Raw genomic sequence first — 15,016 nt, 5'->3', positions numbered from 1 at the left:
AGGCTGAACTACGATGGGGGTATGCACATCAGCGAGCTGCCCGAACGCACCCAGGATTACCTCAAGATCCTCTGGACCTATGAGGAGAAAGAGGGCGCTAATACCGCGATGCCGCTGGGGGACCTAGCTAAAGCGGCGGGGCAGAAGCTGCCCACCACGTCGGAGGCGGTCAAGCGCCTGGCCGCGAAGGGGCTGGTGGAACACGAACGCTACTTTGGTGTTCGGCTTGTTGAGGAAGGCCGGCGGCTGGCTGTGGCAATGGTGCGCCGGCATCGACTCCTGGAAACCTTCCTCGTGCGCACTCTGGGCTATACCTGGGATGAGGTGCACGATGAGGCGGAAATGCTAGAGCACGCGACGTCCGACAGGCTCGTTGAACGCCTCGATTCTTTCCTGGGCAACCCCGCCCGCGATCCGCATGGTGATCCCATACCTGCCCCGGATGGCACTGCCGAGCCGGTCTCGCGCATTACGCTTATCGACGTCCCCGCGCAGACCCCCGTCACCGTGGAGCAGGTCACTGACGCGGATGGCGAATTTCTGCGCTACCTGGATAAAAATGGAGTGCGGCCGGGAGTGGAATTGTCCGTCGTTGCCCCCTCGGTTGCGGGTGTGCTCGAGGTTGCCGTCGTCGGCGGTGCGCACTTCCCCCTCGGGGAATCCGCTGCGCGCGGCATTGCCGTACGCAGCTTTGGCGAAGCGGAGGCTTAGCTGCCCCACGTGCGGGCGACGGCGAGGCGGTCAACCTTGCCGGGGCCGGTGGTGGGGAGCTGGGCCAGGCGCTTGAAGTCCTTGGGGATTTGCCACCGGGGAAGGCCACTATCGTCGAGAGCCACAAGGATATCGCCGACATCCGCCCATCCGGTATAGGCAGCGACGATCATCTGTCCCAAGCGTGGGTGGGGGATGCCGACCACGCACACGCCGTCCACTCCCGGCACGTGCAGGATGTGCTGCTCGAGCTGCTCTGGGTGGAGCTTGAGCCCGCCGGTGTTCAGGATGTTGTCGAGGCGCCCGGTGACGGTGAGGTGGCCGTCGTGAAGCGCGCCGGCGTCGGAGGTAGCAAACCACGAGGTGCCGGACTCATCGACCACGAAGGCATCTGAGTCCACGTTTCGGTAGCCCTGCGCAATCATGGGCCCGCCAAGGTAAATGCGCCCCTCGTCGCCGAGGCGAACACGAGCGCTATCCAGTGGCTGTCCGTTGTAGACGCAGCCACCGGAAGTCTCCGAGGAACCGTAGGTGGTGACGATGGTGATGCGCAGCTTCTTCGCTGACTCCAACAACTGTGGGTGGGTGGCAGCACCTCCGACGAGGATGGCGTCAAAGGTGCGCAGGGCCTCGATTCCCTCTAGCGAATCCATGGCCTTGGCCAGCTGCATGGGGGTCAGGCCCGTGTATGAGCGATCCCCGGTGGCGGCCAGCTCGTGCGCGGCGCAGGCGAAGTCGGGGATAGAAAAACCTTCCGACAGGTCAAGACAGAGCGGCTCTACACCCGCGACGAGCGAGCGGATTAATACCTGGATTCCCGCGATATGGGCGGCGGGCATGGCTAGCAGCCACTGACCGGTGCCGCCGAGAGCGCGGTGCGTGGCATCGGCGCTGGAGACCAAGTTGGCGGCCGTGAGTTGCGCGCCTTTCGGCGTGCCCGTGGACCCGGAGGTGGCCACGACCAGCGCGATGGAGGAATCAATAGGTTCTCCTGCGCGCATGTGGTTGCGCAGGAGCTGCGCGCGGGTGCGGTCCTCCGCCGGGACGGGCAGGAAGGTGGCTTGTCCTGCGATGGCCGCTTCCAGATCAGGGAGGATGGCGGCGGGGTCATGTGGATTGACAGGCAGAGGAGAGAGGATGGTCACGGTTAGCTAGGTTACCGCCCGCGGTGCTCGTAAGGGTTGATGAGCTCATCCTCCTGATCGAAGGGGCGCTCACCGTCCCTCTGAGCCTGCTGGATGCGGCGTAACATCCACACTCGCGATGCGATGACGGCAATGAGCGCGATGGCCGCGAGGGTAATGGCGAAATACAGCACTGTGGATCCTCCTCGAGGAATGACGATTAGTAGTAGTACGGGAAGTCATCCCAGTTGGGCTCGCGTTTTTCCAAGAAGGATTCCTTGCCTTCGACGGCCTCGTCTGTCATGTAGGCCAGGCGCGTGGCTTCTCCAGCGAAGACTTGCTGGCCCATGAGGCCGTCATCGGTGAGGTTGAAGGCGAACTTGAGCATGCGCTGGGCGGTGGGGGACTTCATGTTGATTTCGCGCCCCATCTGGATGGCGGCGTCCTCCAGATTGGCGTGGTCAACTACCTCGTTGACCGCACCCATCTCATACATGCGCTGCGCGTCGTAGGTGCGGCCTAAGAAGAAGATCTCGCGGGCGTACTTTTGGCCCACCATTCTGGCCAAGTAGGCCGAGCCATAGCCGGCGTCGAAGGAGCCGACGTCGGCGTCAGTCTGTTTGAAGCGGGCCTCCTGGCGGGAGGCAATGGTCATATCGCACACCACGTGCAGGGAATGCCCGCCGCCGGCGGCCCAGCCGTTAACCACGGCGATGACCACCTTGGGCATGGTGCGGATGAGGCGCTGGACCTCCAAGATGTGCAGGCGGCCGCCCTCAACCTTCTCGCGGGCGGTGTCCACGGTGGACTCATCGGCAGTCGCGTCATCATGCGCGTGCTCCGTGGCGTAGCGGTACCCGGAGCGGCCGCGGATGCGCTGGTCACCGCCGGAGCAAAACGCCCAGCCGCCGTCCTTCTGGGAAGGCCCGTTGCCGGTGAGAAGTACTGTTCCTACATCCGGGGTGCGGCGCGCGTGGTCCAGCGCGCGATAAAGCTCATCCACCGTGTGCGGGCGAAAAGCATTGCGCACCTCGGGGCGGTCGAAGGCGATGCGGACGATGCCATCCTTACGCTGTGGCTTTGGACCGTCACTGTTAAGTCGGTGATAGGTGATATCCGTGAGATCCTCAAAGCCCTTGACGGGCTGCCAGAGCTCCGGCTTGAAAGGGTTATCGGTGCTGTAGTTCTTCTGCTCGCTCATGGCACACCAGCTTAATTGCAAAGCAGTGCGCCGGAAGTATAGTCCCCATTCCCAAACCCTCACCCACACTCTCCGCCCAGCGCGGCGGTGATAAACAATAAACAATACTGCGGGATTATCCCCGTCAATGTGCACGTGTACTCCGTACCAGCGCGGTACACCATACAGTGGGACGGAATCGAACCTCCCTGCCTTCTTGCGCTACGAAGGCGCCTGAGAAGCACTGGGCTCTTCCCTGCCCAGTAAGGGTTGCGCTCGCTGCGAAGGGTGTGGGCTACCGTCGCGCGCTTGGCGCGCAACATGACTACATGTCGAACGACATGGCGTGCCGCAAGCATGCGGCACAACTAGCGGCAGACCTTATTTAGTTATCAGTTCCGTATTCCAGTTCAGCTGCTGGATGCGGGTATCTAGCTCGCGGTACTGGCGGGCCAGATCGTCGGCGCGCTCGCGCAACTTCGGCACGGGCACCGTGGCCACGAACTTGATCTCTGAGCGGGAGTAGCGGTCGTGGCGCGCACCCGCGCGCTCGGCCAATCCCTGGTAAATGCGGCGCTTGCGCAGCAGTCCATCACGAAGTGCGAGTGCCTCCATCAGCGTGATCTCATCGTCGAACGCGGTAGCCGTGTTCGTGGCGTTGATCGCGATGACGAGCTCATCGATGCGCTTGGTTACGCCCTCCAGCTCACGGAGGAGATCCGTCGGGTTCTCATCCGGTTCATCGCCTTCCTGGATGCGGACGGTTGCCGCGAGTCGGTCACTCAACGAGTTGAGGCGCTCCTGCGCCTGGGCGCGCTCGGCCAAGGCTTCAGCAAGTAGCATGGTTCCTCCTTTAACCCTTAATGGGATTGATTGTCTGTGCAATTGTACGGCAGGCAAGAGGCTTCGCCGTGTGGTCGTGACGGTTTTAACAAATAGTGGCCTAAAACTTCGATGATCTGAGGCCTTATTTGATCGATCCGTACCTGGCCGCGGCCGTCTTGGTACGTTTTCGTAAATATGCCCGCAGTTTTTCGGATTTGGGGGACCTTATTTACCAAAACGTACCGCGGGCTCCGTGATTAACGTTGAGCCCGCGCGGAAACCGCTACCCAATAAACATGAACGCAAACAGCGTGTTGAGCACCGTCGCCACGATCATGGGCACGGAGGTGCGCTTGACCAGTTGGATGGGGTTGACCTTGATAGCGCCGGAGACAATGAGCACCGCGGCGTTGACCGGGGAGACCTGGCGCATCAGGTTGGAGGTACCCCAAATGGCGGTGAGCATCTGCGGGGCGTGGATGGAGGTCTGCGAAGCCAGATTGGGCACCACCTCAGAGAAGGCGAAGTAGGGCGCGGTACCGGAACCGGTGAGTGCGGCCATCGCGGCGGTGGCAGCGACGAAGACGAGGACGATGAGGACGGCGGCGCCGGAGGAGCCCTCGGCGGCGTCGATGAGCATGTCGATGACACCCATCTGCGTAATACCCTCCACCAGGACAGCAGCAGCCACCAGCAGGGCCACGACGCCCGCAGCACCTTCGCCCATGCCTTTGAAGAAGCTGGAGATGGAATCCACAGCACTGGTGACGGTGCGCTTGCGGATGGACTCGATGATCATCGCGATGAACAGGGAGACCACGGTCACCGGGAGGATGCCGCCCTCAAAGGGGATGACACCCAAACGGTTAAGAATGGCGGAGATAATGATGAGCAGTAGCGGCATGAGCGGAAGCACGGCGTAGTAACCCGGCAGGGAGGCTGCGCGGGCGATGGCTTCCTCGGTAGCGTCATCGTGCATCGAATCGGCGCTGACCTCACCGGAGCTTTCGGCCTTGCGGGCATCCGCCTTATCGCAGTGGCGTTGCCACCACATGTGTACGAAGGCCGTGATGAGGAGCGTGGGCACCGTGGCGTAGGCGACGGCGCCGTAGACGAACTCGGTTGGCGTCATGTTGGTGAGATCGGCGCCCTGAATGAGGCCGGCCTCAAGCGGTGTGGGCACGATGGTGGAGGAGGTCACCACGATGGCGCCCACGGTCAGGGGCGTCAGGCCCGCGGCGATGAGCGCTGGCAGGAGAGTGGCCACGAGCAATAGGGATAGCGCTGCGGCCGAGGGGATCACCAGCGAGAGCAGCGTGCCCAGGATGAAGCCCACCGGAACCAGCCAGTAGGAGCCTTTGAAGCGCTTGAGCGGCGAGGAGAGCACCACGACCGTCTTGGCATCAGCACCAATGTGCCGCATATAGGACACGAAGCCGAAGAGCACCATAATCGCCATGCCGATGCCGGAGAAGCGTGCTTTGAATAGCGCATCCACGACGAGCAGCTGGTCATAGAAGGCATTGCCCGTGGCTTCGATTTCGGTGGTGCGGAAGTCCGCGCGCCCGGTGAGAGCGGCGAGCATGAGCAGGATTACGCCAACGGCGAAGATGGAGGCCGCGGCGTGGACTTTCTTATAGATGAGATAGACAACTGCGGCGATGGCCAGCAGCGCGATGAGAAGGTAAAGCATCTGAGGATCCTTCTTCTGGTTATATCCACTTACCGTTATAACCTAACACCGGCTATGACAGGTGTCGCGCTGAGCCCCCCACACGTACGATGAACCTCATGCATATTGATGACGTCCTCGACCGCGCCCACGTGGTATCCCTTCCACTCGCCGTGAAATTCCGCGGCATTACTACCCGGGAGGCGCTGCTTATCGACGGCCCCGCGGGCTGGGGTGAATTCGCCCCCTTCCTGGAGTACGGGGCAGAGGAATCCGCCCGCTGGCTCGCCGCCGGACTGGAGGCAGCCTACGAAGGCTTCCCGGAGCCCGTGCGTGAGTGGGTAGAAATCAACGGCACTATCCCCGCGGTCCCCGCCGAGCAGGTGCCCGAGGTCATGGAGCGCTATCCCGGTTGCCGCACCTTCAAGATCAAGGTGGCGGAGAAGGGGCAGACGCTAGAGGATGACATCGCGCGCGTTCACACTGTCCGCACCCACATCGAAGCCCAAGGCCGCGTGCCGGTCTTGCGCGTCGACGCCAACTGCGGCTGGAGCGTCGAAGAAGCCGTTGTTGCGGCAAAGGAGATGATGCCGCTGGATTACATGGAGCAGCCGTGCAAGACCGTCGAGGAACTCAAGGAGGTGCGCACCCAGCTCATGCGCGCCGGGATTTTCGTGCGCGTGGCGGCCGATGAATCCATCCGTAAGGCCAGTGACCCTTACCGGGTGGCGGAGTTGCAGGCAGCGGACGTCGCCGTGGTCAAGCCCGCGCCACTGGGCGGTGTGCGCAAAGTACTCGAGGTAGCCTCCCACCTGCGCGAGCGCCACATGGACATCACGGTGGCCTCCGCCCTGGATACCTCGGTGGGAATCTCCATGGGGCTTGCCGCCGTGGCCGCCTTGCCGCAGATCTATGACGACGAAGACATCGACGTCACCCCGGCCGCCGCGGGCCTGGCCACCGGCTCGCTGTTCCTTGAGGATGTGACAGCACCACGCGAGCTTGTCGACGGTCACCTGCGCGCCGAAGCCCTTGCCCCCGACCCGGATCGCCTCAGCGCGCTCGCCGCGCCGGGCGAGCGCCGCGACTGGTGGTTTGAGCGCGTGCGCGAATGTTGGCCGCACCTTTAAAATCACAGCTCACGGTCCATGTCCGGAGGTCAGCGTAGGCTGGCGGGCATGACGATTTCCGTGAGAGATGCGCACCTGCACAACCTTCGCAACGTGGATGTGGACCTGCCGCGCGGCCAGCTCGTGGCCGTGACGGGGGTGTCCGGCTCCGGCAAGTCTTCGCTGGCCTTTGGCACTATTCATGGCGAAGGCCAGCGCCGCTACCTGGAATCTGTCGCGCCCTTTGCTCGACGCCTCATCGCTTCAGCGGTGGACCCGCAGGTCGGCCGCATCGAGGGGTTGCCGCCGACGGTGGCGTTGCAACAGTCGGCGTCGGCAAGCAGCGCGCGCTCCACCGTGGGCACGATCTCCGCCATGTCTAATTCCGTGCGCCTGCTTTACTCGCGCTGTGGTGACAACCCGGAGGGCCTGTACTCCGATTCCTTTTCCCCGAATACCCCGGAGGGCATGTGCCCGGAGTGCCAGGGCACCGGCGTGGTGCATGAGCCCACGGAGGCCTCCATGGTGCCGGACCCCCGCTTGAGCATCGAGGAGGGGGCCATTGCCGCCTGGCCGGGGGCCTGGGCGGGCAAGAACTTCCACGACATCCTCCAGGAGCTGGGCTATGACCTGGACTCGCCGTGGGAGCAGCTGCCGAAGAAGGACCGCGAGTGGATCCTCTTCACCGAGGAACGCCCGGTGGTGACCGTCAAGCCGCGCCGCGGGGCGGATCAGATCCAGCGCAATTACGAGGGCACGTGGCGCTCCGTGGCCAGCTACCTGACCAAGACCTATGCGGAGACGAAGTCGGATACGCTGCGTGCCCGCGTCTTGAGTTTCATGGAAACCCGCCAGTGCGATACCTGTCAGGGGTGCCGGCTGACGGCGAAGGCGCTCAAGGTCACCTACGCCGGGCTGCCGATCGACGAATTCAATGCCCTCCCGCTCAGCGAGGCCTACGAGCTCCTCAAATCCCAAAAGCCGCAACCGAATGACGCTGAAGACCTGCTCCTTAAGGCCCTCCTTCCGGCCTTTGAATCCGCACTGGAACTCGGCCTTGGGCACCTCAGCCTGGATAGGCCGACGGAAACGCTCTCGGGTGGTGAGGTGCAGCGCCTGCGCCTGGCCGCGCAGCTGCGCTCCGGGCTGTATGGCGTGACCTATGTCCTGGATGAGCCCTCTGCGGGCCTGCATCCGGTGGAACGGGGTGCGGTGCTCGATATGTGCCGTCGCTTCATTGCGGAGGGCAACTCGGTGCTGCTGGTGGAGCATGACATGGAACTGGTCAAGCAGGCCGATTGGATCGTGGACGTCGGCCCGCTCGCCGGTGAGCGCGGCGGCCAGGTGGTGTACTCGGGCCCTGTTGCCGATTACATAGAGGCAGCAGACTCCGCAGATACTCCTACCGCGCGTGCCTTAGCCCGCCCGCGTCCCACGACCAAGGCCGAAGCACGCCCGGCACACGGGGATATCGCGCTGCGTCAGGTGCGCTCGCACACCATCGATGGCCTCGACGTGGACTTTGGGCTGGGCCAGTTCACGGCTATCACTGGGCTCTCGGGTTCCGGTAAATCCACGTTGCTGGCCGCGCTTCATGACACGCTCACGGGGCCAGAGTGTCCGGAGCAGGTCAAGCGCGTGGTCTCCATTACCCAAAAGCCAATCGGCCGAACCCCGCGCTCCACGGTGGCGACGTACACCAACCTCTTCGATAACGTGCGCAAGCTCTTTGCCGCCACCCCGGAGGCCAAGAAGAAGAAATGGACGGTCTCGCGCTTTTCCTACAACGTCAAACAGGGCCAGTGCCATACCTGCGGCGGTGCCGGCCAGATCGAGGTCGAGCTGGTTTTCCTGCCCGGCTCCTATACCCAGTGCCCGGACTGCCAGGGACAGCGCTATAACGATGACACCTTGTCCATCCGTTGGCAGGGCAGGACCATCGCGGACATCCTGGACCTCACGGTGGAAGAAGCCCTGGAGGTCTTTGCCGATGAAGCACCGATCCTCCACGCGCTGCAAACCCTGGAGGCGGTCGGTCTGGGTTACCTGCGCCTGGGCCAGGGCGCGCCGGAGCTTTCCGGCGGTGAGGCACAGCGCATCAAGCTCGCCACGGAACTTCAGCGCTCCCGCAACTCGCGCCGGGGCCATACCGTCTACCTGCTGGATGAGCCCACCGTGGGCCTGCACCCGGCCGATATTGACCTGCTCATTACTGAGCTGCACTCGCTGGTGGAGGCCTCCCATACCGTCGTGGTGGCAGACCACGACCGTCACCTCATCGCTGGTGCTGACCGCGTTATCGAGATGGGCCCGGGCTCAGGCGCGGAGGGCGGACAGATCGTGGCGGATGGCACACCGGCTCAGGTCGCGGCGGGTGAGACGCCCACCGGCCGGGTGCTAAGTGGCGCGGGTGCACGATAAGGTAAATCCCATGACCAACAACAACGGCGACAACGAGACGCGGCAGTTCGGCCGCGTCAACGGTGAGAACGAAACCCGCCAGTTCGGCGCGCCCCAGCAGCATCCGCCACAGCGTCCCCAACAGCACTTCCCAGAGCCTGGCTCCCAGAACACGCAGGCTTTCGGTCAGCCCTATCAGCAGGGCTATGACCAGAATTATCAGCAACCGCAGTATGACCCGGTTCCGTCGAGCTACCAGGTGGAGGAGCCGAAGAAGGGTGGGGGAGCCCTGTCCTATGTCTTCGCGGCCATCGCCGCTATCGCCGTCGTTTTCGCCGGCGTGCTGTTCTTCCTCTGGCGCGGTGCGGCCGCGGATGCCAACAAACCCGCCCCGGAGCCGGTCACCGAGACCGTGACGACCGAAGTCCCCACTACGGTGACCACCACGAAGGAATCTCCGCGGGATCGCCTCCCCACTGAGATTCCTACTGAGCTGCCACCGGAGGTCCCGACGGAGCTGCCGCCGAGCATCCAAGATCAGTTGGATCAGGGTGGATCTGACCTAGAGAGCCTGCTCAACGATCTCTTCGGCGAATTAGAGTCGGGCAACGGTGAGCCCGGTGCGGGCGGTGCAGAGAATGCCTAGTACGCCTAATACACAGCCCGTGGAGTCCTCGCAGCCGGAGTCGATGCAGCTGGCTGAAACACTCGCTGCTCAGCTCTCGCGGCACCTCACTGACGTCGTACTTTGCCCCGGCTCGCGCAACGCGCCGCTGTCTCTGGCGCTTCTCGCGCGCAGCGATATTCGCGTGCATACCCGCCTGGATGAGCGCTCCGCCGCCTTCGCTGCCCTCGGCCTCGCCCGCGTCCAACGCCGGCACGTCGGCATCGTCATGACCTCCGGCACCGCGGTGGCCAACGCCTTGCCCGCGATGGTGGAGGCACATTACTCGCATACCCCGCTGGCCGTTATCAGCGCGGACCGCCCGGCCCGTTTGGTGGGTACGGGGGCCTCCCAGACCATTGAGCAGCCTGGCATCTTCGGTGTGTATGCGGAAACCACCCAGGTGGAGACCACGAGTGATATCCCGCTCGTTGCCGAGCGCTTCCTGAATGATCGCCAGGTGCACATCAACGTGGCCCTCGATGCCCCGCTGGTAGGGGAGGAGCTGCCCGGTACCCCGACGGATTACACGCAGCACCGCGCGCGTACCCCGCGCTGGTCCAACCACGGCGAGGTGGCCGTTGATCTCAGCCGCAACACCCTCGTCATCGCGGGCGACGAAGCTTGGGAAGTCGACGGTTTGGAGGATGTCCCCACCATCGCCGAGCCCACGGCACTTGCGCCCTATCACCCGGTGCACCCGGCCGCGGCCCACCTGTTCCGCCGCGCTCAGGTGTCCGCCAATGACTACGTGGTCAACACCAAGGTGGAGCAGGTCATCGTCGTGGGCCACCCCACCCTGCACCGTGGAGTTCTGGCGCTGCTCAGTGATCCCGATATCGACCTCATCTGCCTGTCCCGCACGGAAGATTTCACTAACCCGCGCGGCGAGGCCGCGCAGCTGGGCACCACCGTCAAGACCAGCGGCGAGCCCACGCGCGAGTGGATGAAGATCTGCGAAGGTGCGGCACAGATGGCGGCCGACGGTGTTCGTGAGGTTCTGGCGGAGACCACCGGTGAGGATGCCACCAAGCCCGAGATCGGCTTTACCGGCCTCCACGTCGCCGCCGCGGTGGGCGATACCCTCGCTGTCGGAGATACCCTCGTCCTGGGCGCCTCCAACGCGGTGCGGGATGCGTCCTTCATCGGCCTGCCCTTCGACGGTGTGGAGACCTACTCGCCGCGCGGGGCTGCTGGCATCGACGGCACCATCGCGCAGGCCATCGGCATCGCCCTGGCCACCCAGTCCCGCGAAGCCGACGCCCCGCGCGCCCCGCGCACCGTGGCGCTCATGGGGGATGTCACCTTCCTCCACGACGCCACCTCCCTCATCCTCCCCGAGGACAACCCGCGTCCGGAGAATCTCACCATCGTCGTTTCAAACGACGACGGCGGCGGCATCTTCGAGGTGCTTGAACAAGGCCGCGAGCCCCTGCGCCCCTCCTTCGAGAAGGCGTTTGGGACGCCGCATGGGGTGGGCGTCGCCAAGCTGGCGGAGGCTTGCGGCGCTGAGCACCGCGAGGTGAGCTCGGCGCAGGAGCTTCTCGATGTTCTCGCAGAGCTCAAGGAATACTCCACCGGCATCACCGTCGTAGAGGCGCATACCACCCGGTCCTCGCGCCGCGCGCTGCAGGAGGCGCTGAACGCCAAGGTAGGCCAGTAAATGCCGCGGCGCCGGGTACGCCAGCTGGTCCTGGTGCTGTATGCCGCGGCATTAGTGGGCATGGCGGGAATGGTCATCGGCCCTTTCTTGAACGACCGCACCATCAACGCCAACCCCGGGCGCGCGCTGGCCACGGTGACGGATGTCGGCACCTTGCGTACCTTCGTGGATTTCCAGGATGCCGAAGGTATCTACCACACCCCACCCACCGGGCTGCTTTATCCCACCGGGCTAGGAGAGGGCCAGCAGGTCTGGGTGCTCTACGCCAAAAGCAACCCGGACTTGGTCAAGGTAGAAGGCCGCGAATGGACCCTGTCCATCATTCCGGCGCTGTCTTCGGCAGCCGTCGCTACCCTGTTAGCGGGTGCCTTGTGGTGGGCAAGCGGGAAAATTAACCGGAATTTAGCACGTGCTTTACCAACCGAGCACTCAGGAAAGGAATGATGGGGCGCATGCGTGTTGCCATCGTCGCGGAATCCTTCTTGCCTAACGTCAATGGAGTGACCAACTCCGTGCTGCGTGTCCTCGAGCACCTCCACGAGCACGGCCACGAGGCCATCGTCATCGCCCCCGGCGCTCGGGATGGACAGGAGGAGATCCCTGATTACCTCGGGTTCACCATCGTGCGCGTGCCCACCGTGCGCGTGCCGTTAGTGGATTCGCTCCCAGTCGGCGTTCCCACCTCCGCTGTGGATGAGGCGCTACGAGAATTCAAGCCGGACATCATCCACCTGGCCAGTCCCTTCGTGCTGGGCGCTGCGGGGGCCTTTTCCGCCCGCCAACAACGTATTCCGGCCGTGGCGTTGTACCAGACTGATGTGGCAGGCTTTGCCACCAAGTACCACGCCTCCGCGCTGGCCTATGGGGTGTGGGAGTGGCTGCGCACCATCCACAATGCGTGCCAAATGACTCTCGCGCCCTCCTCACTGACCATCGCCGACTTGGAGAAGCACCACATCAAGAACGTGCGTCACTGGGGCCGCGGCGTGGATTCGGAGCGCTTCCACCCCTCGAAGCGCTCGGAGGCGCTGCGCCGCGAGTGGGATCCCACAGGAAGCAAGAAGATCGTCGGCTTCGTGGGCCGGTTGGCCGCGGAAAAAGGCGTGCACCGCCTTTCCGCGCTCAATGATCGTGAGGATATCCAGCTCGTGATTGTGGGTGATGGCCCAGAGCGCCCGCTGCTGGAGGCGCAGCTGCCGGAGGCGGTCTTTACCGGGGCGCTGGGTGGCGAGGAGCTCGCAGCCGCATATGCAAGCCTCGACATTTTCGTGCACGCCGGCGAGTTCGAGACCTTCTGCCAGGCTATCCAGGAGGCTCAGGCCTCGGGCGTGCCCACCATCGGCCCCGCGCGGGCGGCCCGGTGGACCTCATCGAGGAGGGCTATAACGGGCTGCTTCTCGACGTTTCAACGTTCGTCGAGGACCTCCCCAATGCGGTGGACGCGCTGCTCAACCTGGAGATTCACCAGGAGTTGCGGGAGAACGCCCGGAAGTCGATTGCCTCCAAGACCTGGCCGGCGTTGTGCGAGCAGCTGCTGGGCTACTACGACGAGGTTTTGGAGAATGTCCGTGAGGTCCCGCTGACCATTTTGGGCCAGCGTCCGGAGCTGCCGCGTTGGGCCGCCCGCGCTCTGGGAGCGCGCGTCGCCTAAACTAGGCGCTTGTGTCTAAGGCAGATCTGGAGAAGAAGCCCTTCGATGTCGCGCGCATGTTTGACGCGGTGGGCAAGAAATACGACATCACCAACACGGTGCTGTCCTTTGGTCAGGATGCACGCTGGCGCCGGCTGACCCGCGAGCGGCTCAACCTGAAGCCGGGGGAGAAGGTCCTCGACTTGGCTGCCGGAACGGCCGTCTCGACGGAAGAGCTGTCCAAGTCCGGCGCGTGGTGCGTGGCCTGTGACTTTTCCCTCGGCATGCTTGCAGCTGGCGCGGAGCGCGATGTACCCAAGGTGGCCGGCGATGGAATGCGCCTACCCTTTGCGGATAACACTTTTGACGCGGTGACCATTTCCTATGGCTTGCGCAATATCCACGACTTCGAGCTGGGCCTGCGGGAGATGGCGCGCGTGACCAAACCCGGCGGGCGCCTGGCAGTAGCGGAATTTTCCAAGCCGGTCATCCCGGTCTTCGGCACCGTCTACAAGGAATACCTGACCCGCTTGCTGCCGCCGATTGCCAAGGTGGTCTCCTCCAACCCGGAGGCCTATATCTACCTCGCAGAGTCCATCCGTGCGTGGCCGGAGCAGCACGAACTGGCCGCTGCCATTAACCGCAACGGCTGGGAACAAGCAGGCTGGCGCAACCTGACCTTCGGCATCGTGGCGCTGCACTCCGCAGTGAAGCCCGCCTAGGGGCCCTAAGGCCAAAGGGCTCAGGACCAAAGGGGAGTATCGCGGCGCAACGCGGAGACCGCCCCGCCGGCCAGCCGCCAGGCGCGGGCAAGCAGATCCTTGTCCTCGTCGGTGATGAGGTTGCCCATGAGGCGCGCTGCGGCCGGCATGAGCATGCGGCCCACCGGCCCACGCATGGCCACAGGTCCGGCCAGCGGCAGGAATTGTGGGTAGGTCAGCAGGCGCGCGGCGGTGCGGGCAAGTAGGAAGGCCTCGCCATACTCGGCGCGTAGCCGGTCTGGCCACGCCAAGGTGAGGTCCTTGGTGCCGAGCATCTCCACGGCGAGCGCCGCCGTTTCCAAGCCATAGTCGATGCCCTCGCCGTTGAGCGGATTAACGCAGGCCGCAGCGTCACCGATGAGCATCCAGTTCGCGCCGGCAACTCCAGACACCGCACCACCCATGGGCAGCATCGCCGAGGTGACGTTGCGCAGCTCGCCCAGACCCCATTCCGAACGCTGCTGCTCAGCGTAGAAATCCAGCGCCTTCTTCGTGTTGAGGCGGGCCGGGCGGGCGGCCGTAGAGAGCGCGCCCAAGCCGATATTGACCCCCTGGCCCAGCGGAAAGATCCAGCCATAGCCCGGCTGCACCACGCCCTCGGGGTCCTTGAGCTCAACGTGGGAGTGCATCCACTCCTCGCCGCCGTGGGGCGAATCGGCATAGGCGCGCGCGGCGATGCCATAGACCTCCTCGCGGTGCCACGTGCGCCCCAACTGCTTACCAAACGTCGAGCGCACACCGTCGGCCACGATGACCCACCGGGAGCGCACGCGGCGCTTGCCGACGGAGAACTCGACCAGCCGGTTGCCGTCGAGCTGCGGCTGTGTTGCCGTGCCGGTTATAAGCTGCGCGCCGGCGTCTCGGGCGGCGTCAACCAGCAGCGCGTCGAATTCATAGCGCGGTAGCGCCGTGCCTTCGTGCGAGGGGTAGGTCTCAGGCCACGGGGCGGTCACGGTGCCGCCGAAGCCGTGTAGCTTGAGCCCGCGGTTGCGGTAGGACGCGTTGACCTCGATGCCGAGGAGCTCCAACTGGTGCATGGCGCGCGGGGTCAGACCATCGCCGCAGGTCTTGTCGCGGGGGAAAGGGGAGGCGTCGACAAGCAGCGTCTCATGGCCGGCGCGTGCGGCGTGGATAGCGGCGGCAGCGCCGGCGGGCCCGGCACCTACGATGGCGACGTCAACAAGGGTGGAATCGATCTGCTCCGACATGGGGACTATCATTGCACGGGATAGTGGCCACAAGTGTGTTGAGGGCCGTGCCATGGGCTACGGTAAGTA

13 protein-coding genes and 1 pseudogene are annotated in these 15,016 nt (G+C 64.3%); 8 read left to right on the top strand and 6 right to left on the bottom strand.

Annotation, left to right across the window (positions count from 1 at the left end):
- The first annotated feature begins 21 nt into the window (after positions 1-21).
- Complete coding sequence (locus FME68_RS09905) at positions 22-711, top strand: metal-dependent transcriptional regulator (RefSeq protein WP_158397451.1); 690 nt, start codon at positions 22-24, stop codon at positions 709-711.
- Here the strand turns inward: FME68_RS09905 and menE are convergent.
- From menE to dcuC, 5 genes are all read right to left on the bottom strand, one after another.
- Positions 708-1,856 carry an o-succinylbenzoate--CoA ligase gene (gene menE, locus FME68_RS09900; RefSeq protein WP_328287806.1) on the bottom strand — a complete coding sequence of 383 codons (1,149 nt, stop codon included), beginning with the start codon at positions 1,854-1,856 and terminating at the stop codon, positions 708-710. The two genes, FME68_RS09905 and menE, sit on opposite strands and share 4 nt — an antisense overlap.
- 11 nt (positions 1,857-1,867) lie before the next feature.
- The gene (locus FME68_RS09895) at positions 1,868-2,029 is read right to left on the bottom strand and encodes a hypothetical protein (protein ID WP_158397450.1); all 162 of its coding nucleotides are present in this window, start codon (positions 2,027-2,029) and stop codon (positions 1,868-1,870) included.
- A 26-nt stretch (positions 2,030-2,055) separates the two neighbouring features.
- Positions 2,056-3,036 (bottom strand): 1,4-dihydroxy-2-naphthoyl-CoA synthase, encoded by a 981-nt coding sequence (locus FME68_RS09890; protein WP_158397449.1) that lies wholly within the window; start codon positions 3,034-3,036, stop codon positions 2,056-2,058.
- A gap of 360 nt (positions 3,037-3,396) precedes the next feature.
- Complete coding sequence (locus FME68_RS09885; RefSeq protein WP_010189741.1) at positions 3,397-3,858, bottom strand: DIP1984 family protein; 462 nt, start codon at positions 3,856-3,858, stop codon at positions 3,397-3,399.
- A gap of 265 nt (positions 3,859-4,123) precedes the next feature.
- On the bottom strand, positions 4,124-5,533 hold the full coding sequence (dcuC, locus tag FME68_RS09880; protein ID WP_070701475.1) for a C4-dicarboxylate transporter DcuC: 1,410 nt from the start codon (positions 5,531-5,533) through the stop codon (positions 4,124-4,126).
- Between the two features lie 89 nt (positions 5,534-5,622).
- Between dcuC and FME68_RS09875 the strand changes: the two genes are divergently transcribed.
- From FME68_RS09875 to FME68_RS09845, 7 genes and pseudogenes are all read left to right on the top strand, one after another.
- A complete protein-coding gene (locus tag FME68_RS09875; protein WP_195914104.1) occupies positions 5,623-6,642 on the top strand; it encodes an o-succinylbenzoate synthase in 1,020 nt (339 codons plus the stop codon).
- A 48-nt stretch (positions 6,643-6,690) separates the two neighbouring features.
- Positions 6,691-9,042 carry an ATP-binding cassette domain-containing protein gene (locus FME68_RS09870; RefSeq protein ID WP_158397447.1) on the top strand — a complete coding sequence of 784 codons (2,352 nt, stop codon included), beginning with the start codon at positions 6,691-6,693 and terminating at the stop codon, positions 9,040-9,042.
- A gap of 10 nt (positions 9,043-9,052) precedes the next feature.
- On the top strand, positions 9,053-9,667 hold the full coding sequence (locus FME68_RS09865; protein ID WP_158397446.1) for a hypothetical protein: 615 nt from the start codon (positions 9,053-9,055) through the stop codon (positions 9,665-9,667).
- Positions 9,660-11,348 (top strand): 2-succinyl-5-enolpyruvyl-6-hydroxy-3-cyclohexene-1-carboxylic-acid synthase, encoded by a 1,689-nt coding sequence (menD, locus tag FME68_RS09860; protein WP_070547316.1) that lies wholly within the window; start codon positions 9,660-9,662, stop codon positions 11,346-11,348. Before FME68_RS09865 ends, menD begins: the two co-directional genes overlap by 8 nt.
- Entirely contained in the window at positions 11,349-11,792 is a 444-nt protein-coding gene (locus tag FME68_RS09855; RefSeq protein ID WP_046647772.1) for a DUF3592 domain-containing protein, read from the top strand.
- Between the two features lie 8 nt (positions 11,793-11,800).
- Positions 11,801-12,999: pseudogene (locus tag FME68_RS09850) on the top strand (glycosyltransferase family 4 protein).
- An 11-nt stretch (positions 13,000-13,010) separates the two neighbouring features.
- Entirely contained in the window at positions 13,011-13,700 is a 690-nt protein-coding gene (locus FME68_RS09845; RefSeq protein ID WP_046647771.1) for a demethylmenaquinone methyltransferase, read from the top strand.
- Between the two features lie 20 nt (positions 13,701-13,720).
- On the opposite strand, the gene FME68_RS09840 is transcribed toward FME68_RS09845, so the two are convergent.
- On the bottom strand, positions 13,721-14,959 hold the full coding sequence (locus tag FME68_RS09840; protein WP_158397445.1) for a geranylgeranyl reductase family protein: 1,239 nt from the start codon (positions 14,957-14,959) through the stop codon (positions 13,721-13,723).
- Positions 14,960-15,016: the final 57 nt, after the last annotated feature.

Origin of the sequence: Corynebacterium hiratae (assembly GCF_009708045.1) — a bacterium.
Classification (GTDB): Bacteria; Actinomycetota; Actinomycetes; order Mycobacteriales; family Mycobacteriaceae; genus Corynebacterium; species Corynebacterium hiratae.
The sequence above is the reverse complement of the archived record's forward strand: the minus strand, read 5'-3'. Positions and strand labels throughout refer to the sequence as shown.

Coding starts and splice junctions, on each gene's coding strand:
- FME68_RS09865 (WP_158397446.1), top strand. CDS start 9,053: ATGACCAACAACAACGGCGACAACGAGACGCGGCAGTTCGGCCGCGTC.
- FME68_RS09890 (WP_158397449.1), bottom strand. CDS start 3,036: ATGAGCGAGCAGAAGAACTACAGCACCGATAACCCTTTCAAGCCGGAG.
- FME68_RS09855 (WP_046647772.1), top strand. CDS start 11,349: ATGCCGCGGCGCCGGGTACGCCAGCTGGTCCTGGTGCTGTATGCCGCG.
- menD (WP_070547316.1), top strand. CDS start 9,660: ATGCCTAGTACGCCTAATACACAGCCCGTGGAGTCCTCGCAGCCGGAG.
- FME68_RS09875 (WP_195914104.1), top strand. CDS start 5,623: ATGAACCTCATGCATATTGATGACGTCCTCGACCGCGCCCACGTGGTA.
- dcuC (WP_070701475.1), bottom strand. CDS start 5,533: ATGCTTTACCTTCTCATCGCGCTGCTGGCCATCGCCGCAGTTGTCTAT.
- FME68_RS09840 (WP_158397445.1), bottom strand. CDS start 14,959: ATGATAGTCCCCATGTCGGAGCAGATCGATTCCACCCTTGTTGACGTC.
- FME68_RS09870 (WP_158397447.1), top strand. CDS start 6,691: ATGACGATTTCCGTGAGAGATGCGCACCTGCACAACCTTCGCAACGTG.
- FME68_RS09885 (WP_010189741.1), bottom strand. CDS start 3,858: ATGCTACTTGCTGAAGCCTTGGCCGAGCGCGCCCAGGCGCAGGAGCGC.
- FME68_RS09905 (WP_158397451.1), top strand. CDS start 22: ATGCACATCAGCGAGCTGCCCGAACGCACCCAGGATTACCTCAAGATC.